The 24,775-nt window shown below is 72.6% G+C and carries 20 protein-coding genes; 16 read left to right on the top strand and 4 right to left on the bottom strand.

Annotated elements, in window-relative coordinates; translation table 11 throughout:
• Positions 1 to 241 precede the first annotated feature (241 nt).
• Positions 242 to 2,800: a toxin glutamine deamidase domain-containing protein gene (locus ACPC54_RS12650; protein ID WP_498964177.1), complete on the bottom strand. Its 2,559-nt coding sequence runs from the start codon at positions 2,798 to 2,800 to the stop codon at positions 242 to 244.
• A 28-nt stretch (positions 2,801 to 2,828) separates the two neighbouring features.
• Complete coding sequence (locus ACPC54_RS12645) at positions 2,829 to 3,230, bottom strand: hypothetical protein (RefSeq protein WP_498964175.1); 402 nt, start codon at positions 3,228 to 3,230, stop codon at positions 2,829 to 2,831.
• 158 nt (positions 3,231 to 3,388) lie between these two features.
• Between ACPC54_RS12645 and ACPC54_RS12640 the strand changes: the two genes are divergently transcribed.
• Positions 3,389 to 4,315, top strand: a complete 927-nt coding sequence (locus ACPC54_RS12640; RefSeq protein WP_498964173.1) for a DUF3109 family protein — start codon at positions 3,389 to 3,391, stop codon at positions 4,313 to 4,315.
• A 42-nt stretch (positions 4,316 to 4,357) separates the two neighbouring features.
• Here the strand turns inward: ACPC54_RS12640 and ACPC54_RS12635 are convergent, their stop codons facing one another.
• Both ACPC54_RS12635 and ACPC54_RS12630 read right to left on the bottom strand, forming a co-directional pair.
• Positions 4,358 to 5,527, bottom strand: a complete 1,170-nt coding sequence (locus ACPC54_RS12635; protein ID WP_498964171.1) for an NADH-quinone oxidoreductase subunit D — start codon at positions 5,525 to 5,527, stop codon at positions 4,358 to 4,360.
• Entirely contained in the window at positions 5,524 to 6,558 is a 1,035-nt protein-coding gene (locus ACPC54_RS12630) for an SAM-dependent methyltransferase (RefSeq protein ID WP_498964169.1), read from the bottom strand. Before ACPC54_RS12630 ends, ACPC54_RS12635 begins: the two co-directional genes overlap by 4 nt.
• A gap of 130 nt (positions 6,559 to 6,688) precedes the next feature.
• Here ACPC54_RS12630 and ACPC54_RS12625 point away from each other — a divergent pair, with 130 nt between their 5' ends.
• The 15 genes from ACPC54_RS12625 to ACPC54_RS12555 all read left to right on the top strand — a co-directional run bounded on the left by ACPC54_RS12625 (position 6,689) and on the right by ACPC54_RS12555 (position 24,567).
• Positions 6,689 to 7,918: a sensor histidine kinase gene (locus ACPC54_RS12625; RefSeq protein ID WP_498964167.1), complete on the top strand. Its 1,230-nt coding sequence runs from the start codon at positions 6,689 to 6,691 to the stop codon at positions 7,916 to 7,918.
• Between the two features lie 20 nt (positions 7,919 to 7,938).
• Complete coding sequence (locus ACPC54_RS12620; RefSeq protein WP_045699227.1) at positions 7,939 to 8,628, top strand: response regulator; 690 nt, start codon at positions 7,939 to 7,941, stop codon at positions 8,626 to 8,628.
• 73 nt (positions 8,629 to 8,701) lie between these two features.
• On the top strand, positions 8,702 to 9,637 hold the full coding sequence (locus ACPC54_RS12615) for a Rossmann-like and DUF2520 domain-containing protein (protein ID WP_498964165.1): 936 nt from the start codon (positions 8,702 to 8,704) through the stop codon (positions 9,635 to 9,637).
• Complete coding sequence (panC, locus tag ACPC54_RS12610; protein WP_498964163.1) at positions 9,638 to 10,543, top strand: pantoate--beta-alanine ligase; 906 nt, start codon at positions 9,638 to 9,640, stop codon at positions 10,541 to 10,543.
• Between the two features lie 88 nt (positions 10,544 to 10,631).
• Entirely contained in the window at positions 10,632 to 11,081 is a 450-nt protein-coding gene (gene panD / locus ACPC54_RS12605) for an aspartate 1-decarboxylase (RefSeq protein ID WP_498964161.1), read from the top strand.
• A gap of 15 nt (positions 11,082 to 11,096) precedes the next feature.
• Complete coding sequence (locus ACPC54_RS12600; protein WP_498964159.1) at positions 11,097 to 12,770, top strand: L-aspartate oxidase; 1,674 nt, start codon at positions 11,097 to 11,099, stop codon at positions 12,768 to 12,770.
• A gap of 4 nt (positions 12,771 to 12,774) precedes the next feature.
• Complete coding sequence (gene nadC / locus ACPC54_RS12595) at positions 12,775 to 13,743, top strand: carboxylating nicotinate-nucleotide diphosphorylase (protein ID WP_498964157.1); 969 nt, start codon at positions 12,775 to 12,777, stop codon at positions 13,741 to 13,743.
• 49 nt (positions 13,744 to 13,792) lie between these two features.
• Positions 13,793 to 14,578 carry a type III pantothenate kinase gene (locus tag ACPC54_RS12590; RefSeq protein WP_498964155.1) on the top strand — a complete coding sequence of 262 codons (786 nt, stop codon included), beginning with the start codon at positions 13,793 to 13,795 and terminating at the stop codon, positions 14,576 to 14,578.
• Positions 14,579 to 14,682: 104 nt separating this feature from the next.
• Positions 14,683 to 15,435: a hypothetical protein gene (locus ACPC54_RS12585; RefSeq protein ID WP_498964153.1), complete on the top strand. Its 753-nt coding sequence runs from the start codon at positions 14,683 to 14,685 to the stop codon at positions 15,433 to 15,435.
• Between the two features lie 101 nt (positions 15,436 to 15,536).
• Positions 15,537 to 17,093: a bifunctional lysylphosphatidylglycerol synthetase/lysine--tRNA ligase LysX gene (gene lysX, locus ACPC54_RS12580; protein WP_498964151.1), complete on the top strand. Its 1,557-nt coding sequence runs from the start codon at positions 15,537 to 15,539 to the stop codon at positions 17,091 to 17,093.
• Positions 17,094 to 17,335: 242 nt separating this feature from the next.
• Positions 17,336 to 17,773, top strand: a complete 438-nt coding sequence (locus ACPC54_RS12575) for a BlaI/MecI/CopY family transcriptional regulator (protein WP_045704342.1) — start codon at positions 17,336 to 17,338, stop codon at positions 17,771 to 17,773.
• Positions 17,774 to 17,783: 10 nt separating this feature from the next.
• Positions 17,784 to 18,320, top strand: a complete 537-nt coding sequence (locus ACPC54_RS12570; protein WP_498964149.1) for an amino-acid N-acetyltransferase — start codon at positions 17,784 to 17,786, stop codon at positions 18,318 to 18,320.
• 91 nt (positions 18,321 to 18,411) lie between these two features.
• Positions 18,412 to 18,765: a histone-like nucleoid-structuring protein Lsr2 gene (locus ACPC54_RS12565; protein ID WP_498964147.1), complete on the top strand. Its 354-nt coding sequence runs from the start codon at positions 18,412 to 18,414 to the stop codon at positions 18,763 to 18,765.
• 650 nt (positions 18,766 to 19,415) lie between these two features.
• Positions 19,416 to 21,935, top strand: a complete 2,520-nt coding sequence (locus ACPC54_RS12560) for an ATP-dependent Clp protease ATP-binding subunit (protein ID WP_498964145.1) — start codon at positions 19,416 to 19,418, stop codon at positions 21,933 to 21,935.
• A 274-nt stretch (positions 21,936 to 22,209) separates the two neighbouring features.
• Positions 22,210 to 24,567, top strand: a complete 2,358-nt coding sequence (locus tag ACPC54_RS12555; RefSeq protein ID WP_498964143.1) for an immune inhibitor A domain-containing protein — start codon at positions 22,210 to 22,212, stop codon at positions 24,565 to 24,567.
• The last annotated feature ends 208 nt before the right edge of the window (positions 24,568 to 24,775 follow it).

Here is a 24,775-nt window from a genome sequence, read left to right as displayed (position 1 = left end):
AAAGTCGGCCCTGCCGACTTCCCGCGCGACCGAGACCTCCGGCGCAGCGCAGACCCCCGAGCGCAGAGGCCCGCGCCGAAAGCGGGCCGGGCACCCTCCCGCTCTCACGAAAAGTCGGGCTAGCCGACTTCTCACGCCGCAACCGGCCCGCGCGGGACGTCAGGCCGGAGGCCCTCACCTGCACCAGAAGTCGGCCCTGCCGACTTCTGGTGCAGGTGGTCAGGCCGAGGGCCTGGGGGGGTCACGGGGTGGGGGTGAGGTCGAGGGGGTGGCCTTCGGGGGCGAGGGCGATGGCCCAGAGGCCGTGCGTGGCGGGGTGGAGGGGGGTGGGGGCGCGGCGGGCGAGTTGGTGGTCGAGGTAGGTGACGTGGTCCTGGTGGTTGACCGCGTTCCAGGCGTGCGGGCGGCCGAAGCCGTCCAGGGTGAGGAGGACCGCCTGGGAGCCGTGGCCGGCGCGGCGCAGTTCTCCGGTGAGGCGGTCGAAGGCCTGGCCGCCGTCGCCGAGGTCCTGGAAGGGCGCGCCGAGTTCGCGTTCGGCGCGGTCGCGGCCGCCGCGTTCGCCGGCGTCGCCCTCGGTGGGGATGCGCGGGGCGGCGCAGGTGGGGCGGCCGGTGTAGGTGTCGACGGCGGAGAGCGCGATCTCCAGGCTGTTGTTGGCGCGCCCGGGTTCGCGGTACCCGCCGTCGTTGACGGCCTCGGCCCAGTCGCCGGCCGCGGCCGGATCGGGGTGGCGGACGAACCAGCCGTGCTCGTCCCGGGGCGCGCGGCGTTCGAGTTCGGCCTGGTGCTGGGGGTCGACGGGGGCGAGGCCGCCGGGCCGCCCATAGGGGCGGCTGTCGGCGATGGTGCGCAGCCGTGCCGCGAGCTCGTCCGGGGTCGCGTCGCGCCGGGCGCGCAGGGCGAGTTGGAGGGCGGTGGCGTGAGCGGTGGCGACGGGGACGACGCCCCAGAGGAGGCTCTGGTCGGTGGCCGGCCCGGTGCCGTCGCGGCGGCGGCCGTCGAGGTGGTGCGGTTCGGGCCGCCCGACCACCGGGGTGGTACCGACGATCGGGGTGGTGCCGACGACCGGCGGCAGCACCGGGAGTGGTGCGGCACCGGCCGCGGGCGGGCGGACGGCGGGCGCGCCGATCGCGGCACCGGCCGCGGCACCGGCCCCGACGCCGCTGCCGAAGGGCGCCGCGCCGGGTACCGCGGGTGCGGGCCCGCCGCCGGCGAGCGGCCCCGGCCCGACCGGGGGGACGGCGCCGGGCACCGGTGTCCCGAACTGCGCGGGCATGCCGACGAGCCCGGGCACCCCGACCGGCCGGACTGCCGCCGGGGCCTCCGACGCCGGGCTGCCGTACGTCGGGCCGTACGCGGGCCCGGTGGGCCCGGCGGGCGCGGGCGGCGCGGCCACCGAGTCCGTCCGGACGGTGACGGGCGCGCTCCCTCCGCCGTGCGAGGGCGCGGGCGCCGACGCCGACACGGGCGCCGGCGCGGCCAGCGGGTAGTCCCCGTCCGACCACCCCGCCGAGCCACCGCTCCGGTGGGCGGGCGCGGCCGTCCGCTGGTGTCCGCCGCCCCAGGCCGGTTCGTCGTCGCGCGCGGGCGGCGGCGACCAGTCGGTGGCGGCGGGCACCGTGGCCCGGTGCGGCCCGTTCGGGGCCGCCGCGGGGGCGTTCCCGGTGACATCACCGGGGACGTCACCGGTGACGTTCCCGGCAGCGGCCGCCGTCAGCGGCCCCGGCGGGTGGCCCTTCCGCTCGGCGTCGCCGAGCGCCAGCCCCTGGACCTCCCGCCCGGTCTGGTCGGTGAGCACCGGCCGCCCGTGCCCGTCGAGCGCGACGCCGATCCCGGGCACCCCGACGACGGGCTTGCCGTCCGGCCCGGTGAGGACCTGCAGCCCGGTGGCGTCGGCGACGGGCGTGCCGTCCGCCCGCAGGATCACCGGCTTGCCGTCCGCGCCGAGGACGGGCTGCCCGTGCTCGTCGAGCGCGACGCTGAGCCCGGGCACGCCGACGACCTGCCGGCCGTCCTGGCCGGTGAGCAGGACGAGCCCGGTGCCGCCCCGCCCGAGCACACCCGGTTCGCCGAGGGCGGCGGGCAGTCCGGCGCCGAGCGGGTCGACGGCGCCGCCGCGGTAGGAGGCGGCGGTGACCCGGGTGCCGTTGCCGTGCCTGGTGTCGGGGCCGAGCCGGAGCAGGTGGACGGCCGCCGGCTCCTTGAGGGCGGTGGCCATGGCGTCCTTCATGGCGCGGCCGAGTTCGGTGAGCAGGCCGTCGATCTTCAGCCCGGCGACCTCGACGGCGAGGACCTCCGCCGCTTCGGCGACCTGCGCGGCGGCGGCGTTCCTGACCTTGGCCGCGAAGCCGTCGAGCCCCTTCGCGCCGCCGCCGGCGGCCGCCTTGACCTTGGCGGCGGCCGAGGAGGCCGCCGCGGCCTCCTCGGCCTGCTTGAGGTCGGCGGCGAGCTGGCGCAGGGTCGTGACGATCTCGGCCTTGCAGCCGTCCACCGCCCGGGCGGCCGTGTCGAAGGCGGTGGCGACCAGGCCGACCGCCGTGTGCGCGTCGTCCAGGTGGCCCTTGCCGCCGCCGCTGAACGCCTGCCAGTACGCGGCGAAGGCGTCGACGGCGTGGCCGGAGTTGTCGGCGGTCACCCGCCGGACGGATTCGCCGCAGCGGCGGGCGGCGCCGTCCGCCTCGGTGCCGAACTCCCGCCACAGGGCGGCGGCCTTGCGCAGGCCGTCCTCGTCGGCCTGCGGCCAGTGGCGGCCGGTCCTCGTCAGCGCCGGGACCAGTTCCTCGGGCAGTTTCCGGGACACGCGCGTCCTCCCGTTCGGGCCGGTGCCGTCAGACCGACATGTCCTGGGGGACGGCCGGCGCCGCCCCCGGGGTTGCCGGTTGCGGGGGAAGTGCCGGCCCCGCCCCGAACCCGGTCGCCGCCGAGGTGTCCGTGTCGGTCGTCCGCCCGGCCATGGTGTGCAGCCCGGCCCCGACCTGCCCGACCCGGGTGGCCAGCCCCCGCAGCCCGCCGGTGAGTTCTCCGCGCGCCGGGCCCCAGGCGGCGGCGAAGACGCCGCCCGGCCCGTCCGCTCCCCAGGGGGTGCCGAGGGCGGCGAGGCCCTGTTCGAGGGCGCTCACGGCCTTCGTCAGCTCGCGTCCGATCTTCTCGAACTCCCGCCCCTCGCCGTGCAGTTCCCACGGCCTGAGGACGAACTCCGGTGCGCCGGAAGCCTTGTCGCCGCTCGCCATCCCCGTACCTCCCCGTCGACCGGCCGCCATCCTAGGCACCCGGGCGCCCCGGCCCCGCGACAGCGCGGCAGCTCTTCACTCCCCCTTCACCCCGGCACCGGGCGGAACGCCACCCTCCCGTTCCGCCCGGTTCGCCGGGAAAGCTCTACCCTTGCCGGGTGGCACCAGCAGAAACGTCCAAGAAGAAGGCCAAGGCGAAGCCCGAGGCCGCCTCCGCCCCCGCCCCGGCCCCCGTCGACCTCGCGATGCCGACGCTGCGCCGCGAGATCCCGCGCGACGAGGTCCCGCTGGACTTCCCGCGCGCCTGGGTCGAGTTCGCCGACCCGGACGACACCGAGCAGGTCTTCCGCTGCGACCTGACCTGGCTGACCTCCCGCTGGTCCTGCGTGTTCGGCCAGGGCTGCCACGGCATCCGCGAGGGCCGCGGCGCCTCGGACGGCTGCTGCACGCTGGGCGCGCACTACTCGGACGAGGACGACGAGAAGCGCGTCCTGAAGCACGCGGCCCGGCTGACGCCGGAGCTGTGGGAGAACTTCGCCGAGGGCACCGACGCCAAGGGCCGGCTGAAGTCGGACGGCGGCATCACCATGCTGGACGAGGACGGCGACCGCCAGACCCGCCGGGTCGACGGCGCCTGCATCTTCGTGAACAGCCCCGGCTTCGCGGGCGGCGCCGGCTGCGCCCTGCACGCGCTCGCCCTCAAGGAGGGCCACGAGCCGCTGGAGTTCAAGCCGGACGTCTGCTGGCAGCTGCCGATCCGCCGCACCTACGACTGGATCGACCGCCCGGACGACACCCGCTACCTGCAGGTCTCGATCGGCGAGTACGACCGTCGCGGCTGGGGCCCGGGCGGCCACGACCTGCACTGGTGGTGCACCGGCGCCCCGGCCGCGCACCAGGGCGCCGAACCGGTGTACGTCAGCTACCGCCCGGAGCTCACCGAGCTGATGGGCAAGGCGGCGTACGGCGTGCTGGCGGGGCTGTGCGAGGAGCGGATCGCCACCAAGGGCGACCGCAAGGTGGCCCCGCACCCGGCCGACCCCGCGAAGCCGGCCAAGTCCGCGAAGAAGGCCTGGAAGGACTGAGCGGCCGGCCGGCCGAACGGCACGCCGGCCCGGGCGGCCCGCCTACTTGTCGATGTCCCCGACCACGAAGAACATCGACCCGAGGATCGCCACCATGTCCGCGACCAGCGTGCCCGGCAGCAGCTCGGTCAGCGCCTGGACGTTGTTGAACGACGCCGAGCGCAGCTTGAGCCGCCACGGCGTCTTGTCGCCGCGCGAGACCAGGTAGTAGCCGTTGATCCCGAGCGGGTTCTCGGTCCAGGTGTAGGTGCTGCCCTCAGGTGCCTTGAGCACCTTGGGCAGCCGCTGGTTGACCGGGCCGGGCGCCAGGGTGGCGAGCTTGTCGAGGCAGGCGTCGGCGAGGTCCAGCGAGTTGGCGGTCTGCTCCAGCAGGCACTCGAAGCGGGCCAGGCAGTCGCCCTCCTCGCGGGTGACGACGGTGAGCACCTGCCGCAGTTCGTCGCTGCCGTACGCGAGGTAGGGCTCGTCGCGGCGCAGGTCGAAGTCGAGGCCGCTGGCCCGGGCGATCGGGCCGCTGACGCCGTACGCCTCGGCCTGCGCCCGGGTGAGGACGCCGACGCCGGCGGTGCGGGCGCGGAAGATCTCGTTGCCGAGGACGAGGTCCTCGATGGCGGGCAGCTGCGCGCGGACGGTGGTGAGGGCGGCGCGGACCCGGCCGAGCCAGCCCGCCGGGACGTCCTCCTTGAGGCCGCCGACCCGGTTGAACATGTAGTGCATCCGCCCGCCGGAGGCCTCCTCCAGCACGTGCTGGAGGTCCTCGCGGCCGTTGAAGGCGTGGAAGATCGGGGTGATCCCGCCGAGCTCCAGCGGGTAGGAGCCGAGGAACATCAGGTGGTTGAGCACCCGGTTCAGCTCGGCGAGCAGGGTGCGCAGCCACACCGCCCGCTCGGGGACCTCCATGCCGAGCATCCGCTCGACGCCGAGCACGACGCCGAGTTCGTTGGAGAACGCGGAGAGCCAGTCGTGCCGGTTGGCCAGCATGATGATCTGCCGGTAGTCCCGGGCCTCGAACAGCTTCTCCGCGCCGCGGTGCATGTAGCCGATCACCGGCTCGGCGGTGACGATCCGCTCGCCGTCCAGCAGCAGGCGCAGCCGCAGCACGCCGTGCGTGGCGGGGTGCTGCGGGCCGATGTTGAGCACCATGTCGGTGGTGCCCGTCTCGCCCGTGACGTTCTCGGCGCCCGCCCCGATGCCGACCGTGGTCTCCCTCATGCCCCCAGAGTCTGCCATCCCGGCAGCGCCTCCAGGCTCGGAGCCGCTTTGAAAATGTCCAGGGGCGGCATGCGGACGGCCTGCAGGACCCACCCGAAGCGGCCCAGTCCGGCCGGGTCGGTGAGTTCGGCCCCCTCCCCCGCGCCGCCGAGCGCCCGCAGGTAGGCCGCCGGGTCGGTGGAGGCGAGGGCGAGCGGCGGGCGTGCGCCGGTCACGCCGAGCGCGCGCAGGGCCTCGCGCTGGGTCGTCCACAGGCTGTGGAGACCGGGCACGGCGATCGAGTCCAGCGCGACGTGCGCGGTCACGTCGCAGGAGCCGTCCGGCACCGGCGCCACCTCGCGGCCGTCCCGGAAGCCGGCGTGCGTCCCGAAGAGCGGCCGCCGCTCGGCCGTGTGCCCGTAGTCGACGGCGACGGCCAGACCGCGCTCCAGCCCGGCGACGGCCCGCGCCCAGGCGGCGTCCCGGGGGCCGCCGAACTCCACGAAGTCCCCGGGGTGTTCGACCGGCCACCAGCGCTCGGACCAGGCCGCGTCGGCGGCCGACACCGGCTCGCCGAACCGCTCCTCGCCGGTGGCGGTGTCCACCTCGATGTAGCGCAGCACCCCGTCCTCGTCCACCTCCCCGGCGTCCAGCGGCACGTTGTCCAGCCACTCGTTGGCGAACAGCAGCCCGGTGACGCCGCGCGGCGGCTCGTCCGTCCACAGGGCTGTGGACGGCAGCGCGGCCGGGCGGTCCGCGATCTCCACGCCGTACGGGCGCAGCCGGGCCAGCACCTCGGCGGGCAGTTCGGCCAGCACCCCGGTGAGCAGTTCGCCGCGCCCGGCCCCGACGTCGACCAGGGCCAGCTCCTCCGGCCGGCCGAGGGCCGCGTCAACCTCCAGCAGCAGCCGGGCCACCGCACGGGCGAACCTGGGCGAGGCGTGCACCGAGGTGCGGAAGTGCCCGGCCGGGCCCTCGGGCCGGTGGTAGAAACCGCCGTCCGGGTCGTACAGCGCCTGTTCCACGGCGGGCGCCCACCGCATCCACGTCATGGACGGGGACGCTACCCGGCTCCGGGCCTCCCCTCGGAACCGGCACCGGGACGTCTCCGACCTACGGAGTAGGACCGGATCGCCCTACCGGCTGACCTGGGCACGGTGCGCGACTGCCTACGCTGGAGAGGTGCATCGACTCAACGCCTGGCTCCGCCGTCACCCCATGGTGGTCGACGCCGCCTGGGCGGCGATCGTGCTGTTCCTCGGCCTGCTGCCGAACGCCGACCACCCCGAGGGCGGCTGGCGCTTCGACGCCCAGGTCCTGGTGGCGGTGCTGCTGCCGCTGCTGATGGTCTTCCGCCGGCGCTTCCCCGACGTCACCGTCGGCGCCGCCACCGGCGTCGCGGTCGGCCAGGTGGTCGCCGACGTCGATCCGGGCGGGTCCTCCATCGCCTACCTGGTCTTCGCCTACACCGGCGCCGCCTTCGGCCAGAAGTGGACCTCCCGGCTGGCGCTGGCCGCCGGGCTGGCCGCCGGGCCGCTGGCGTCCTGGCGGATGAACCTGATGAAGACGACGGTGCAGGGCGGCGAGGTGCTCACCCATCCGTACTCCGCCGGCGAGGCGCTGCTGATCATGCTGCTGATGAGCACGCCGTTCATCCTGTGCTGGGCGTGGGGCCGGCTGACCCGGGTGCGCCGCGCCTACCTGACCGAGCTGGAGGACCGCGCCGCCCGGCTGGAGCGCGAGCGGGACGCCCAGGCGAAGGTCGCCGTCGCCGCCGAGCGCGCCCGGATCGCCCGCGAGCTGCACGACGTGGTCGCGCACAACGTCTCGGTGATGATCGTCCAGGCGGACGGTGCCGCGTACGTGCTCGACAACTCCCCGCAGCAGGCCAAGCAGGCGCTCGGCACCATCGCCGCCACCGGCCGGCAGGCGCTCACCGAGATGCGCCGCCTGCTGGGCGTGCTGCGCACCTCCGACACCTCGGCCGAGGAGTACCTGCCGCAGCCCGGCGTCGAGGAGCTGCCGGAGCTGCTCGAACAGGTCCGCACCGCCGGCCTGCACGTCGACTACGACACCTCGGGCCGCCCGCGCGAACTCCCGCGCGGCGTCGAGCTCACCGTCTACCGGATCGTGCAGGAAGCCCTCACCAACGTCCGCAAGCACGGCGGCCCGCACGCCCACGCCCGGGTCGCCGTCGACTTCGGCGAACGCGAACTCGCCGTCCTGGTCGAGGACGACGGCCGCGGCACCACCGACGAGCAGCTCACCGCCCACGGCACCGACGGCCCCGGCCACGGCCTGATCGGCATGCGCGAGCGCGTCGGCATGGTCAGCGGCAGCCTGGACGTCGGCCCCCGCCCTGGCGGCGGCTTCCGCATCCGCGCCGTCCTCCCGCTCAAGGCAGCACACTGACCCCTCCGAGGAGAGCCCCCTTGACCATCCGCGTGATGCTCGTCGACGACCAGGAGCTGCTGCGCACCGGCTTCCGGATGATCCTGCAGTCGCAGGGCGACATCGAGATCGCCGCCGAGGCCGGCGACGGTGTCCAGGCCCTGGAGAAACTGCGGCACACCTCGGTGGACGTGATCCTGATGGACGTCCGGATGCCGCGCCTGGACGGCGTGCAGGCCACCCGGCGGATCTGCCTGGCGGAGGACGGCAGCCCGCTGCCGGGCGCCCCGCGGGTGCTCATCCTCACCACCTTCGACCTGGACGAGTACGCCTTCGCCGCGCTCAAGGCCGGGGCCAGCGGCTTCCTGCTCAAGGACGTCCCGCCGACCGAGCTGGTGGCCGCGATCCGCGCCGTGCACGGCGGGGACGCGGTGGTCGCCCCGACCACCACCCGCCGGATGATCGACCGCTTCGCCGAGGTGCTGCCCACTCCGCAGAGCACGCCCGGCTCGGACGTCGTCGCCCCGCTGACCGAGCGCGAGCGGGAGGTGTTCCTGCTGGTCGCCCAGGGGCTGTCGAACGGCGAGATCGCGGCCCGGCTGGTGCTGTCCGAGGCCACCGTGAAGACCCACGTCGGCCGCATCCTGGCCAAGCTCGGCCTGCGCGACCGGGTGCAGGCCGTGGTGCTGGCGTACGAGGCCGGGCTGATCCGGGCCGGGGCGACGGACTGACGCCCCCGTAGACTGGGGCGGTACGTCCGGTACCCGCGGTGGACTGGAACGGTCATTCAGGACAAGGGTGGACATGAGTTCGTCCGACTTCAGTGGTCTCGCCCCGCTCGGCGACCCCGGGGACCCCGGTAACCGGCCGGCCCGGCTCGCGGTGGGCGTGGTGGGCACCGGCCGGGTCGGCCCGGCGCTGGGCGCCGCGCTGCAGCTCGCGGGGCACACCGTGGTCGCCGCCTCCGGGGTGTCCGCGGCCTCCCGCCGGCGCGCCGACGCGCTGCTGCCGGGCGTGCGGGTCGTCACCCCGCCGCAGGTCCTGGCCGCCGCCGACCTCGTCCTGCTGACCGTCCCGGACGACGCGCTGGCCGACCTGGTGGCCGGTCTGGCCGCCACCGGGGCCGTCCGCCCCGGCCAGCTGCTCGTGCACACCTCCGGCGCGCACGGCGTCGGCATCCTGGAGCCCGCCACCCGGGCCGGGGCGCTGCCGCTCGCGCTGCACCCGGCGATGACCTTCACCGGCACCTCCGTCGACCTGGCCCGGCTGGCCGGCTGCCCGTTCGGCGTGACCGCCCCCGAGGAGCTGCGGCCGGTCGCCGAGGCGCTGGTGGTGGAGATGGGCGGCGAGCCCGAGTGGGTGCCCGAGGGCGTCCGCCCGCTCTACCACACGGCTCTCGCGCACGGCGCGAACCACCTGGTCACGCTGGTCGCGCAGGCCATGGAGCTGCTGCGCACGGCCGGCGTCGCCGAGCCCGGCCGGATGCTCGGCCCGCTGCTCGGCGCGGCCCTGGACAACAGCCTGCGCTCCGGCGACGCGGCCCTCACCGGCCCGGTCGCCCGGGGCGACACGGGGACCGTGCGGCGCCACCTGGCGCAGCTCAGTACGGTGTCCCCGGACATCCCGGCCGCCTACCGGGCGATGGCCCGTGCCACCGCGCAGCGGGCACTCGCCGGCGGGACGATCGACGAAGCGTCGGCGGCGGCGCTGCTGGACGTACTCAACGAGGAGAAGCGCTAGATGGCACGCGGTAAGCAGCCGAGCAAGGCCCAGCGGACGCCGAAGGTCCACCGGGCCGTCGTGACCCGCACCGTGGACGACTTCGAGGCCGCGTTCTGGCCCGACGAGCGGCCGGTGGACAACGCCGTCGTGATGACCATGGGCGCGCTGCACGAGGGCCACGCCGCGCTGATCCGGGCCGCCCGCAAGCAGGTCGGCCGGGAGGGCCGGGTCGCGGTGACGGTCTTCGTCAACCCGCTGCAGTTCGGCCCGTCCGAGGACTTGGAGCGCTACCCGCGCACCCTCGACGCCGACGTGCAGCTGGCCGAGGAGAACGGCGCCGACGTGGTGTTCGCACCGACCGTCGACGAGGTCTACCCGAACGGCGAGCCGCAGGTGCGGATGGCGGCCGGCCCGATGGGCGAGCGCTTCGAGGGCGCCACCCGGCCCGGCCACTTCGACGGCGTGCTGACCGTCGTCGCCAAGCTGCTGCACATCACCGACCCGGACTTCGCCTTCTTCGGCGAGAAGGACGCCCAGCAGCTGGCGGTCATCCAGCGGATGGTCGCCGACCTGGACTTCGACGTCGAGATCGTCGGCGTGCCGACCGTCCGCGAGGAGGACGGCCTGGCGCTGTCCTCGCGCAACCGCTACCTCTCCGAGGAGGAGCGGGCCCACGCCCTCGTCCTGTCCAAGGCCCTGTTCGCGGGCCGCGACGTCGCCGCGCAGGGCCCGAAGGCCGTCCGCGAGGCCGCCGCGGCCGTCCTGGACGGCGCCGAGGGTGTCACCCTTGACTACCTCGCCCTGATCGACCCGCACGCCTTCACCGAGGCGGCGGACGACTTCCAGGGCGAGGCGGTGCTGGCCGTCGCCGCGAAGGTGGGCTCGACCCGCCTGATCGACAACGTCCGCATCATCGTTCGGTAATTCGGTAATTCGGTAATTCGGCAATTCGGTAATTTCGGCACTTCGGCAGTTACCCCTTCCGGCATGCACTCACAGGAGGCGTGACCACATGCTCCGCACCATGCTCAAGTCCAAGATCCACCGGGCCACCGTGACCCAGGCCGACCTGCACTACGTGGGATCCGTCACGGTGGACGAGGACCTGCTCGACGCCGCCGACCTGCTCCCCGGCGAGCTGGTCCACATCGTCGACATCAACAACGGTGCCCGGCTGGAGACGTACACCATCGCCGGCCCGCGCGGCACCGGCGTGATCGGCATCAACGGCGCGGCCGCCCGCCTGGTCCACCCCGGCGACCTGGTCATCCTCATCGCCTACGGGCAGATGGACACGGCCGAGGCGAAGGGCTACGAGCCGAAGGTCGTGTTCGTGGACGCGGACAACCGGATCACCGGCTTCGGCGGCGACCCCGCCGAGGCCCCGGAGGGCAGCGGACTGCTCCGCGGGGACGCGGCGTACCGTGACGAGGACGGCGCGGCCACCACGGCCGCGCGCTGAAGGAGCCGCTGAGCCATGTCCGTTACGCATCGCCTCACCGCCCCGGCCCCGGGTTGGACCGCGACCACCGACGTGGTCGTGGTCGGCTCCGGCGTCGCCGGTCTCACCGTCGCCCTCAACGTCCGCAAGGCCGGCCTGCGGGCCATGGTGGTCACCAAGGCGATGCTGGACGAAGGCTCCACCCGCTGGGCCCAGGGCGGCATAGCCGCCGCCCTGGGCGAGGGGGACACCCCCGAGCAGCACCTGGACGACACCCTGGTCGCCGGCGCCGGGATCTGTGACGAGGAGGCCGTGCGCACCCTCGTCACCGAGGGCCCGGACTCCGTCCGCCGGCTGATCGAGGTCGGCGCCGCGTTCGACCGCGACGAGGCCGGCGAGATCCTGCTCACCCGCGAGGGCGGCCACCACCGGCACCGGATCGTGCACGCGGGCGGGGACGCCACCGGCGCCGAGGTCTCCCGCGCCCTGGTCGCCGCGGTCCGCGAGGACCCGGACCTCGAACTGATCGAGCACGCCCTCGTCCTCGACCTGCTGACCGACGCCGAGGGCCACACCGCCGGCCTCACCCTGCACGTGATGGGCGAGGGCACCCGCGACGGCGTCGGCGCCGTCCGGGCCCGCGCGGTGGTGCTCGCCACCGGCGGCATGGGCCAGGTCTTCGCCGCCACCACCAACCCGCCCGTCACCACCGGAGACGGCGTGGCCCTGGCCCTGCGGGCCGGCGCCGCCGTCACCGACCTGGAGTTCGTCCAGTTCCACCCGACCGTGCTCTGGCTCGGCCCGGAGGCCGAGGGCCAGCAGCCGCTGGTCTCGGAGGCCGTGCGCGGCGAGGGCGCCCACCTGGTGGACGCGGACGGCGTGCGGTTCATGGTCGGGCAGCACGAGCTGGCCGAGCTGGCCCCGCGCGACATCGTCGCCAAGGCGATCACCCGGCGCATGCAGGAGCAGGGCGCCGACCACATGTACCTGGACGGGCGGCACTTCGGCGCGCAGATGTGGGAGCACCGCTTCCCGACCATCCTCGCCGCCTGCCGCGCCCACGGCATCGACCCGGTCACCGAACCGATCCCGATCGCCCCGGCCGCGCACCACGCCTCCGGCGGCGTCCGCACCGACCGGCACGGCCGCACCTCCGTCCCGGGCCTGTACGCCTGCGGCGAGGTCGCCTGCACCGGGGTGCACGGCGCCAACCGGCTGGCCTCCAACTCCCTGCTGGAGGGCCTGGTCTTCGCCGAGCGGATCGCCGCCGACCTGGCCGAGCGGCACGCGGCCGGCGAGCTGCCCGAGCGCACCGTGGACGTGGGCGCCGCGCAGGCCGCCCGGCCGGTCCCGCTGCCGCCCTCCGAGGCGCGCGCCGAGATCCAGCGGCTGATGTCGCGCGGCGCGGGCGTGCTGCGCTCCGCCGCCCTGATGGCCGAGGCCGCGGCGGGGCTCGCGCTGATCTCCGAGCAGGCGTACGCGCACGTGGCCGAGGAGAAGCCGGCCGACCCCCGGGTGGAGACCTGGGAGGCCGCCAACCTCCTGCTCGTCGGCTCCGCCCTGGTCGCGGCCGCCGCGCAGCGCGAGGAGACCCGCGGCTGCCACTGGCGCGAGGACTTCCCCGAGCGCGACGACGCCCACTGGCGGCGCCACCTGATCACCACCCTCGCCCCCTCCGGCGACCCCGTCAGCACCCCTGAGGAGCAGTAGAACCATGACCCACTCCCACGAGGAACTCCCCCTGGCCGACCAGGGCGGCTGCGGCGACGGCTGCGCCTGCGGGGACGGCGAGGGCTACGAGACCGGCCTGGACCCGCAGTTGGCCGAGCTGCTGGAGGACGCCGGGCTGGACCCGGTCGAGGTCGAGGACATCGCCACCCTGGCGCTGGCCGAGGACCTGGCCGGCGGCGAGGACGTGACCTCGGTGGCCACCGTGCCCGCCGAGGCCGTCGCCACGGCCGACTTCACCGCCCGCGAGGCCGGCGTGGTGGCCGGCCTGCGGATCGCCGAGGCCGTCGTCTCGCTGGTCTGCGAGGAGGAGTTCGAGGTCGAGCGGCACGTCGAGGACGGTGACCGGGTCGAGGCCGGCCAGGTCCTGCTGTCGATCCGCTCGCGTACCCGCGACCTGCTGACCGCCGAGCGCAGCGCCCTCAACCTGCTCTGCCACCTGTCCGGCATCGCCACCGCGACCCGGGCCTGGGCGGACGCCCTGGAGGGCACCGGCGCCGTCGTCCGGGACACCCGCAAGACCACCCCGGGCCTGCGCGCGCTGGAGAAGTTCGCGGTGCGCTGCGGCGGCGGCGCCAACCACCGGATGGCGCTCTCGGACGCCGCGCTGGTGAAGGACAACCACGTGGTCGCCGCGGGCGGCGTGGCCGAGGCCTTCCGGGCCGTCCGGGCCGCCTACCCGGAGCTGCCGGTCGAGGTCGAGGTGGACACCCTGGAGCAGATCACGCCGGTGCTGGACGCCGGGGCGGACCTCATCCTGCTGGACAACTTCTCCGTCGAGCAGCTGAAGGAGGCCGTCGCGCTGGTGGCCGGCCGGGCCCGGCTGGAGGCCTCCGGCGGGCTGACCCTGGCCAGCGCGCGCGAGGTCGCCCAGACTGGTGTCGACTTCCTCGCCGTGGGCGCGCTCACCCACTCCTCGCCGGTCCTGGACATCGGCCTGGACCTGCGCGCCTGACCGTCCGGAGTCGACCGCAGACCCGTCCCGACTCGCAGAAAGCGTCCCCGTGCTCCTCACCATCGACGTCGGCAACACCCAGACCACACTCGGCCTGTTCGACGGCGAGGACGTGGTGGAACACTGGCGGATCTCCACCGATCCGCGCCGCACGGCCGATGAACTGGCGGTGCTGCTGCAGGGGTTGATGGGCAACCACGCCGCGGTCCGGGAGGCCGTGGTGGATGGGCTGGCGATCTGCTCGTCCGTTCCCGCCGTGCTCCACGAGCTCCGCGAGGTGACCCGCCGCTACTACGGCGACGTCCCCGCGGTGATCGTGGAGCCCGGCGTGAAGACCGGGGTGCACGTCCTGATGGACAACCCCAAGGAGGTCGGCGCCGACCGGATCGTCAACGCGCTGGCCGCCAACCACCTGTACGGCGGGCCGTGCATCGTGGTCGACTTCGGCACCGCGACCACCTTCGACGCGGTCAACGCCCGCGGCGACTACGTCGGCGGCGCGATCGCCCCCGGCATCGAGATCTCCGTCGAGGCGCTCGGCATGCGCGGCGCCCAGCTGCGCAAGATCGAGCTGGCCCGCCCGCGCAACGTGATCGGCAAGAACACCGTCGAGGGCATGCAGTCCGGCATCCTGTACGGCTTCGCCGGCCAGGTCGACGGCCTGGTCGAGCGGATGGCCCGGGAGCTGGCCAAGGACCCGGACGACGTCCAGGTCATCGCCACCGGCGGCCTGGCGACGCTGGTCCTCGGCGAGGCCACCACCATCGACGTCCACGAGCCCTGGCTGACCCTGATCGGCCTGCGGCTCGTCTACGAACGCAACCGGCCGAGCTGACGCTCCCCGGCGCGGGGCCGGGCGGTTCCTCCCGTCCGGCCGATCGTGGGTTGTTCGGCGCGACGTTACCGACAAATCGGATATTCCTCACGTAGTGTCAACCCATGCCTACGCCACACGGATCGCGCGGCGGCATGGCCTTCAGCGCCGACGAAGTCCGCGTGCTGCGCCGCGCCCTCGCCCACGCCCTGCACCCCGCCGTCCCCGTCCACCTCCAGCGGCCCGACCGCACCGCCTGCGCCGGCCCGGGCGCCGAGCTGTGGGCCGAGGACGTCCAGGACGCGCTGTACCTGACCGAGGCGATCGACGAGGCCGTCCAGGAGGGCGGCCGGCTGCGCGCCTTCCTGCTCGCCGACCTCGGCCGCTACCGCTCCGCCCTGCCCGGCGGCGCGACCGGGTACCTGGAACGGCTGGAGGAGGCCGTGGCGGACGGGTACCTGCCCGGGCCCGAGGACCTCACCGCGCTGCGCGGGCTCACCCGGCAGCCCTGCGGGCAGCACGAGCGGGCCCGCCGCTCCCGGCTGGCCGGCCGCTGCCACGCGCTCGCCGAGGCGGCCGTCCGCGAACGGCTCGCCCTCACCTCCGGGCAGCACCGCCACCTGGTGGCCGTACCGAACCCCGCCGCACCGCCGAGCAGTCTCCCCATCCCTGTTGGAGGACGGATCACCATGAGCAGCACCGACTCCCGCGACTCCCGCCCGGAGCAGCCCGCCGCCGCCCCGCCGGCCCCGCCCCGCCCGCACCGGATGCCCACCCCCGCCGAGCTCTTCGGCCGCCGCCCCAAGCCGCCCGCCCGCCCCGAGCCCCCGGCGGACAGCGCGCCCGAGAACGTCGAACTCGCCACCGGCACCGGCTGAGCCCGCCGGCCCCGCGTCTGAGGGGAGAGCGCCGCGCGGCGCTCTCCCCTCAGACGCAATCCGGTCGCGGAGCACGGTGTGCGGCTGGCTACCCTTGTGGGGTGAGCGATCAGAGCCTTGTTCCCGCGACCGACGACCTTCCCGAGCAGATGCGCGTCCGGCGCGAGAAGCTGGACCGGCTCCGGGCGGCCGGTGTCGACCCGTACCCGGTCGGCTTCCCCCGCACCAGCACCATCGCGGACCTCCGCGCCAAGCACCCCGACCTGGAGCCCGACACCGCCACCGGCGAGCGCGCCGGCATCACCGGCCGGGTCATCCTGTCCCGCACCGGCGGCAAGCTCTGCTTCGCCACCCTGCGCGACGGCACCGGCGACCTCCAGGTGATGCTCTCCCTGGACAAGCTGGGCGCCGAGCGGCTGGCGGCCTGGAAGGGCGACATCGACCTGGGCGACCAGGTCGGCGTCGAGGGCGAGGTGATCACCTCCAAGCGCGGCGAGCTGTCGGTGATGGTGGACCGCTGGGAGCTGACCGCCAAGTGCCTGCGGCCGCTGCCGGACAAGCACAAGGGCCTGACCGACCCGGAGGCCCGGGTCCGCCAGCGCTACGTCGACCTGATCGTGAACCCCGAGGCGCGCGAGATCCTGCACCTGCGCAGCAAGGTGGTCCGCTCGATCCGCCGCACCTACGAGGACCGCGGCTACATCGAGGTCGAGACCCCGATGCTGCAGCCGGTGCACGGCGGCGCCAACGCCCGTCCGTTCAAGACGCACATCAACGCGTACGACATCGACCTCTACATGCGGATCGCCCCCGAGCTGTACCTCAAGCGGCTGGTGGTCGGCGGGGCCGAGAAGGTCTTCGAGATCAACCGCAACTTCCGCAACGAGGGCGCGGACTCCACCCACAACCCGGAGTTCACCTCGCTGGAGTCGTACGAGGCCTACGGCGACTACGACACCCAGGCCGAGCTGATCCGCGAGACGATCGTCAACGCCGCCCGGGACGCCCTGGGCACCACGGTGATCAAGGGCGTCGACGCGCACGGCGTCGAGCACGAGATCGACCTGGCCGAGCCGTGGGCGGAGGTCAGCGTCTACCCGGGCATCTCCGCGCACCTGGGCGTCGAGGTCACCCCGGCGACCACCGTCGAGGAGCTGCGCAAGCTGGCCGCCGAGCACGGCATCCCCTTCGAGAAGGAGTGGGGCCACGGCCAGATCGTGCTGGAGATGGTCGAGCGCCTGCTGGAGGAGAACGCCGTCCGGCCGACCTTCATCAAGGACTACCCGACCGAGGTCTCCCCGCTGACCCGCCAGCACCGCTCGATCGCGGGCGTGGCCGAGAAGTGGGACCTGGTGATCTTCGGCACCGAGATCGGCACCGCCTACTCGGAGCTGGTCGACCCGGTCGAGCAGCGCGCCCGCCTGACCGCGCAGTCCCTGCTGGCGGCCGGCGGCGACGTCGAGGCGATGCAGGTGGACGAGGACTTCCTGCGCGCCCTGGAGTACGCGATGCCCCCGACCGGTGGCCTCGGCCTCGGCGTGGACCGCCTGATCATGCTGCTCACCGGCAAGAACATCCGGGAGACCGTGCTCTTCCCGCTGGTGAAGCCGGAGCCGAAGGCTTCCGCCGCGACGGCGGAGAAGACCGAGGAGGAGTGACCTGATGGACTACGTCAGCGCGATCGTGCCGCCGCTGGTCATGGCGATCGGCTTCGGCTTCCTGGTGCGGGCCATCGTCCGCAGCCAGGGCGGGGCCCAGAAGGCCAAGGAAGACCTCGACTGACGCCGTCAGCCGCTCGGAGCACCGGCGCGCCGCCATTCCCGATTAGCGGGGGTGGCGGCGCGCCGGTTTGGCGCACTTCACAAGATTTGCCCCATTCACTCCCTATCCTGGCCGCACTATGGTCCGGCAACTCGGCGAACTAGAGAACGCCATCATGACCCGGGTGTGGCGGTGGAACCGACCGGTCACGGTTCGCGAGGTTCTCCTGGATCTGCAGTCGGAACGCGAAATCGCGTACACGACGGTGATGACCGTCCTGGACAAGCTGCACAGAAAGGGCTGGCTGCGCCGGGAGCGGGCCGGCCGGGCCTATCGATATGAACCGGTCTCGTCCCGAGAGGCCTACACCGCGGCGCTGATGAACGACGCGTGGGCCACCAGCGACAATCCGGCGGCCGCCCTGGTGCACTTCTTCGGGCTGATGTCGCCGGAGCAGCGCGAAGCCCTGCGGGACGCCTTGCGGGTGGCGGCGCTGTTCCCGCCCGATCCGCCGCCGGCGGATTCCGCGGCGGCCGGACCGGATACCGGGGAGACCGCGCCCGGCGCGACGCGATAACGTCCCGCCCATGGAGGTCACCATCCGCCGTGCGCGGACCACCGACGTGCGGGCCGTGCGCGGCCTCATCGACGCCTACTCGCGCGACGGCATTCTGCTCGACAAGCCAACGGTCACGCTGTTCGAATCCGTCCAGGAGTTCTGGGTCGCCGAGCGCGACGACAACGGCACGGTGGTGGCCTGCGGCGCACTGCACGTGATGTGGGAGGACCTCGCCGAGGTCCGCACCCTCGCGGTCGATCCGTCCTGCCGGGGCTTCGGGGTCGGGCACCAGTTGCTGGAGAAGCTGTTGCAGACGGCCCGCTGGCTCGGCGTCCGTCGGATTTTCTGCTTGACGTTCGAGGTGGGCTTCTTCGCGAAACACGGTTTCGTGGAGATCGGTGAGCTTCAGGAAGCCGATGAGGCCTCGGCGGACCCGGCGGCGATCGCCACGGACGTCTATGAAGAACTTCTCCGCTCGTACGATGAAGGTGTCGCGGAGTTCCTCGACCTGGAGCGGGTGAAGCCCAACACACTGGGCAACTCGCGCATGCTGCTCCACCTCTGAGCCGGTCCGCGCCGGTCAAGGGTTTGTGTTTTCCGCAGAAAGGCGCTTTCCTTTCCTTAGGCAATGGGTCGTTTAGCGGAAAGGGAAGCCCGTGGCACAGAGGGTGCAGGTCATTCTTGAAGACGATCTCGACGGCGGGTCGGCGGACGAGACGGTGACGTTCGCGCTCGACGGCGTTGCCTACGAGATCGATCTGAAGAGCGCCAACGCGGAGAAGCTCCGCGGCCTGCTGGCGCCCTACGTGGAGAAGGGCCGCAAGCAGAGCGGCCGGCTCGCCGGCGCCCGTCGCCCGGGCCGCGGCTCGGCACAGCGCCCGGCCGGCGGCAGCGCCCCGGACACCGCGAAGATCCGCGCGTGGGCCAAGGAGCAGGGCATGGAGGTCAACGACCGCGGCCGGGTGCCGAGCATCGTCCGCGATGCCTACGACAAGGCCAACGTCGCCTGACCCCGTCGCGGTCGGCGGGCCGGAGCGGGTGCGGGGCCCCGGCTGTCGCGCACCGGACGACGAAGCACGCGCGGGGCGCGGAGGAATCTCCTCCGCGCCCCGCGGCGCGCCCCCACGGGCCCGCCGGAGAACCCGGTGCGGCGGCCCCCCGGGCCCGGGCTCGGGAGGCCCCACCGTCACGGGCTGTGCGACGCTGTAGGGGCGAAGCGGTAACGCGGACACCACCGGAACGGCGTACCGGCCGTCCCGGCCGGCAGTGAACAGCCGTCGCCGCGGCCCGACTTCTCGCCAGGCGAACACCGCCACCGCGGAAACTGCGCGAGAACCGCCCCGATACCGGGTATGAATGCAGGTGGACGGGTTCTTCGACCCGGCCAGGGGCAGTATGGGCGACCGGCCGGGGCCGGGCCGACTCCGCACCGGCGGTTCATGTTCGCCGATGGCGTAGCGGATTCCGGTGCATCCGGCCCACCTGTGGGAACACCGTTTCCCATCATCAGGTTGGGATTGGTGTCGGCTGGTCGCGCAGCATCTCGCTCCTCTACCGGGGAGTGAATCCGTGGGCCGCGCCGCTGAGCGGGACTAGCATGCGGAAGGACAGGGCGGGGACGGACCCCGAACTGCCCGACCGCTCTGAGGAGCGATAAACGATGTTCGAGAGGTTCACCGACCGCGCGCGGCGGGTTGTCGTCCTGGCTCAGGAAGAAGCCCGGATGCTCAACCACAACTACATCGGCACCGAGCACATCCTCCTGGGTCTGATCCACGAGGGCGAGGGCGTCGCCGCCAAGGCCCTGGAGAGCCTCGGGATTTCTCTTGAGGCCGTTCGCCAGCAGGTCGAGGAGATCATCGGCCAGGGCCAGCAGGCCCCGTCCGGTCACATTCCCTTCACCCCCCGGGCGAAGAAGGTCCTGGAGCTGTCGCTCCGGGAGGCCCTGCAGCTCGGCCACAACTACATCGGCACCGAGCACATCCTGCTCGGCCTGATCCGCGAGGGCGAGGGCGTCGCCGCCCAGGTCCTGGTGAAGCTGGGCGCCGACCTCAACCGGGTGCGCCAGCAGGTCATCCAGCTGCTCTCCGGCTACCAGACCGGCGGCGGCAAGGAGTCGGCCACGGCCGGCGGGCCCGCCGAGGGCACCCCGTCGACCTCGCTGGTCCTGGACCAGTTCGGCCGCAACCTCACCCAGGCCGCCCGCGAGGCCAAGCTCGACCCGGTCATCGGGCGCGAGAAGGAGATCGAGCGGGTCATGCAGGTGCTGTCCCGCCGCACCAAGAACAACCCGGTGCTGATCGGTGAGCCCGGCGTCGGCAAGACCGCCGTGGTCGAGGGCCTGGCCCAGGCGATCGTCAAGGGCGAGGTCCCGGAGACGCTCAAGGACAAGCAGCTCTACACGCTGGACCTGGGCGCCCTGGTGGCCGGCTCGCGCTACCGCGGTGACTTCGAGGAGCGCCTGAAGAAGGTGCTCAAGGAGATCCGCACCCGCGGCGACATCATCCTGTTCATCGACGAGCTGCACACCCTGGTCGGCGCGGGCGCCGCCGAGGGCGCCATCGACGCCGCCAGCATCCTCAAGCCGATGCTGGCCCGCGGCGAGCTGCAGACCATCGGTGCCACCACCCTGGACGAGTACCGCAAGCACCTGGAGAAGGACGCCGCGCTGGAGCGCCGCTTCCAGCCGATCCAGGTCGCGGAGCCCTCGCTGCCGCACACCATCGAGATCCTCAAGGGTCTGCGCGACCGCTACGAGGCCCACCACCGGGTCTCCATCACGGACGCCGCCCTGGTCGCCGCCGCCACCCTGGCCGACCGGTACATCTCGGACCGCTTCCTGCCGGACAAGGCGATCGACCTGATCGACGAGGCCGGCTCGCGCATGCGCATCCGCCGGATGACCGCGCCGCCGGACCTGCGCGAGTTCGACGAGAAGATCGCCGACGTGCGCCGCGAGAAGGAGAGCGCGATCGACGCGCAGGACTTCGAGAAGGCCGCGTCCCTGCGCGACGACGAGAAGCAGCTCCTGCAGGCCAAGGCCAAGCGCGAGAAGGAGTGGAAGGCCGGCGACATGGACGTCGTCGCGGAGGTCAACGAGGAGCTCATCGCCGAGGTCCTGGCCACCGCCACCGGCATCCCGGTCTTCAAGCTGACCGAGGAGGAGACCTCCCGCCTGCTGCGCATGGAGGACGAGCTGCACAAGCGCGTCATCGGCCAGAAGGACGCCATCAAGGCGCTCTCCCAGGCCATCCGGCGCACCCGTGCGGGCCTCAAGGACCCGAAGCGCCCCGGCGGTTCGTTCATCTTCGCCGGCCCGTCCGGCGTCGGTAAGACCGAGCTGTCCAAGACGCTGGCGGAGTTCCTGTTCGGCGACGAGGACGCGCTGATCGCGCTCGACATGTCCGAGTTCTCCGAGAAGCACACCGTCTCCCGGCTGTTCGGCTCCCCGCCCGGCTACGTGGGCTACGAGGAGGGCGGCCAGCTGACCGAGAAGGTCCGCCGCAAGCCGTTCTCGGTCGTGCTCTTCGACGAGGTCGAGAAGGCCCACCCGGACATCTTCAACTCGCTGCTGCAGATCCTGGAGGACGGTCGCCTGACCGACTCCCAGGGCCGCGTGGTCGACTTCAAGAACACCGTCATCATCATGACGACCAACCTCGGCACCCGGGACATCTCCAAGGGCTTCAACCTGGGCTTCGCGGCCACGGGTGACACCCAGACCGGGTACGAGCGGATGAAGGCGAAGGTCGGCGAGGAGCTCAAGCAGCACTTCCGCCCCGAGTTCCTGAACCGCGTCGACGACATCGTGGTGTTCCACCAGCTGTCCGAGGACGACATCATCCAGATCGTCGACCTGATGATCGCCAAGGTGGACGAGCGGCTCAAGGACAAGGACATGGGCCTGGAGCTCAGCGTCGAGGCCAAGAAGCTGCTCGCCAAGCGCGGTTACGACCCGATCCTGGGTGCCCGTCCGCTGCGCCGCACCATCCAGCGCGAGATCGAGGACCACCTCTCCGAGAAGATCCTCTTCGGCGAGCTGCGGGCCGGCCACATCGTCGTCGTCGACGTCGAGGGCGAGGGCAAGGACGCCAAGTTCACCTTCCGCGGCGAGGAGAAGTCGGCCGTCGCCGACACCCCCGCCGAGGTCGCTTCGTCCGGCCCTGACCTGACGAAGTAGAGGAACATTTAACAGACAACTTCACAGCTGAGAGCCCCCGGCGTTCGCGCCGGGGGCTCTTGGCGTTCCGGATGTCCTTCGCAGGCCCGGGACCTGGCGTTTTCGAACGATTCGTCACCTGACGGAAAGTCGGCGAGCATAGCGCCGTGGCCATGTCACGGTCAAGGTCTATCTTTTCCGACCCCACTTCGGTCAAATGTCGTCCACCTGTCTTTCATATTGGTTTACCGGGCCTTGGCCAAGAGTCGGCCCCGGCGGGGAGGACGTCACAACGTTGAAGACCACCAGGAGAGCTGCGGCGGTCGCCACCGCCGCGGCGGTCATAGTCACGCTCGGCGCGGGGCTGTTCCCGAGCAGCGCCGTCGCGTCCGGCTCGGCGCCGGTGCCCAAGGACCCGGCCGACGCCGTGCAGTCCGTCAACACCGAGCACAACATCCCTGGTCCGCTGACCGCGAAGGTGGAGGCGGAGCAGAAGGCCGCCACCGAGCAGCTGCTCAACGGCACGGCCCAGGTCGAGCAGCACAACGGCTCGACCAGCGTGAAGCTCGGCAAGGACAAGTACGTCGAGCTCGCCCGTGAGCGCACGGACAAGATCTTCACCATCCTCGTCGACTTCGGCGACCAGGTGGACAACACCACCAAGACTCCCGACGGCAAGGTCAAGTACGGCGGCGAGGCCGGTCCGAAGCACAACGAGATCGCGAAGCCGGACAGCGCCACCAACAACTCGACCGCGTGGCAGGCCGACTACAACCAGCAGCACTACCAGGACCTGTACTTCTCCAAGGACAAGCCCTCGCTGAAGACCTTCTACGAGAAGCAGTCCTCGGGCCGCTACTCGGTCGACGGCGTGGTCTCGGACTGGGTGCGGGTTCCGTGGAACGAGGCCCGGTACGGCTCGGACTACTGCGGTTCCAACGTCTGCCAGAGCGCGCAGGACCTGATCCGCGACGCCGTCGACATCTGGTACAAGGACCAGGTGGCGAAGGGTCAGACCCAGGAGCAGATCAAGGCGACCCTGGCCTCGTACGACCAGTGGGACCGCTACGGTTCGCACCACGACGGGAACTTCAACCAGCCCGACGGGTACATCGACCACTTCCAGATCGTGCACGCCGGTGAGGACAAGTCGGCCGGTGGCGGCAAGCAGGGCAGCAAGGCCCTGTGGGCGCACCGCAGCTACGTCTACGGCAACCTGACCGGTCAGGCGGGCCCCGCGGGCAACAAGCTCGGCGGCGTGCAGGTCGGCGACACCGGCTTCTGGATCGGCGACTACACGATGCAGCCGGAGAACGGCGGCCTCGGCGTCTTCGCCCACGAGTACGGCCACGACCTCGGTCTGCCGGACCTCTACGACACCGCGGGCAAGGGAATCGACAACTCGGTCGGCTTCTGGTCGCTGATGTCCTCCGGCTCCTGGCTCGGCGAGGGCAAGGACAGCATCGGCGACATGCCGAACGACCTCGACGCCTGGAGCAAGTACAAGCTCGGGTGGCTGAAGGCCGACCACGCCAAGGCCGGCACCGAGTCGACCCACCACATCGGTCCGGTCGAGTACAACTCGAAGCTCCCGCAGGCGCTGATCGTCGACCTGCCGAAGAAGAGCATCACCACCGAGATCAACAAGCCGTTCGGTGGCAGCACCGAGTGGTGGAGCGGCAGCGCCGACAACCTCAACGTCACGCTGACCCGCGACATCGACCTGACCGGCAGGACCAAGGCCAGCATCAACGCCAAGGCCTGGTACGAGCTGGAGCCTGACTTCGACTTCGCCTTCGGCGAGGTCTCCGCCGACGGCGGCAAGACCTGGACCGTCGTGGACGGCACCTGGAACGGCGCCGCGCTGCCCAAGGAGAACGGCCGCCCGGCCATCAGCGGCCTGACCGCCGCCTGGGGCGACCTGTCCTTCAACCTGGACGCGTACGCCGGCAAGGCCGTCAAGTTCCGCTACCACAACACCACGGACGGCGGCCTGCACTACCGCGGCCTCGCGGTCGACGACATCTCGGTGACCGCAGACGGCGCCACCGTGTTCAGCGACGACGTCGAGAAGGGTGACAACGGCTGGACCGCGGACGGCTTCACCCGGTTCGCCGGCTCGTACACCAAGGACTACGCGCAGTACTACATCGCGGAGAACCGGCAGTACGTGTCGTTCGACCAGACGCTGAAGACCGGCCCGTACAACTTCGGCTGGGCCACCACCAAGCCGAACTGGGTCGAGCACTACGCCTACCAGCCCGGTCTGCTGATCTGGTACTGGGACGAGTCCCAGACCGACAACAACGTCAGCGCCCACCCGGGCCAGGGCCTGATCCTGCCGGTCGACTCGCACCCGACCCCGCTGAAGTGGTCGGACGGCGCCCTGATGCGTCCGCGCATGCAGGGCTTCGACTCGACCTTCGGCTCCCGTCGCGTGCCGGCGCTGACCCTGCACAAGAACGGCGTCGAGACGGTCATCCCGAAGTCCAAGGGCGTCGACGAGTTCAACGACCTCAAGGACTGGTGGTCGAAGGACAACCCGTACAGCGGCGTGAACGTCCCGAAGACCGGCACCAGCATCGAGGTCGAGAACGAGTCCTCGAACTACCTGGAGACCTGGATCCGCGTCCGCCCGGTCGACAACATCTGACCGAGCGGACCGTAGGAGCCCTCCGGCTCCACGGAGTCCGACCAGGCGGCCCCGGCCGCCGTCCGTCCGGCCCGTCCCCGCACCGCGCGGGGGCGGGCCGGACGCTTTTGTGCGCTCGCCGGCGGCTCGAACCACGGCGGCGGGTGGGGCTTCTCACAGCGGCCCGGGCCGGTACGAGCGGCGGTAGTAGCGCGGGCGGCGGGGCGGC

Origin of the sequence: Kitasatospora sp. NPDC094028 (genome assembly GCF_049543595.1) — a bacterium.
In the GTDB taxonomy this organism is placed as follows: domain Bacteria; phylum Actinomycetota; class Actinomycetes; order Streptomycetales; family Streptomycetaceae; genus Kitasatospora.
Note: the sequence above shows the minus strand (reverse complement) of the source record. Positions and strands in the feature narration are given on the sequence as shown.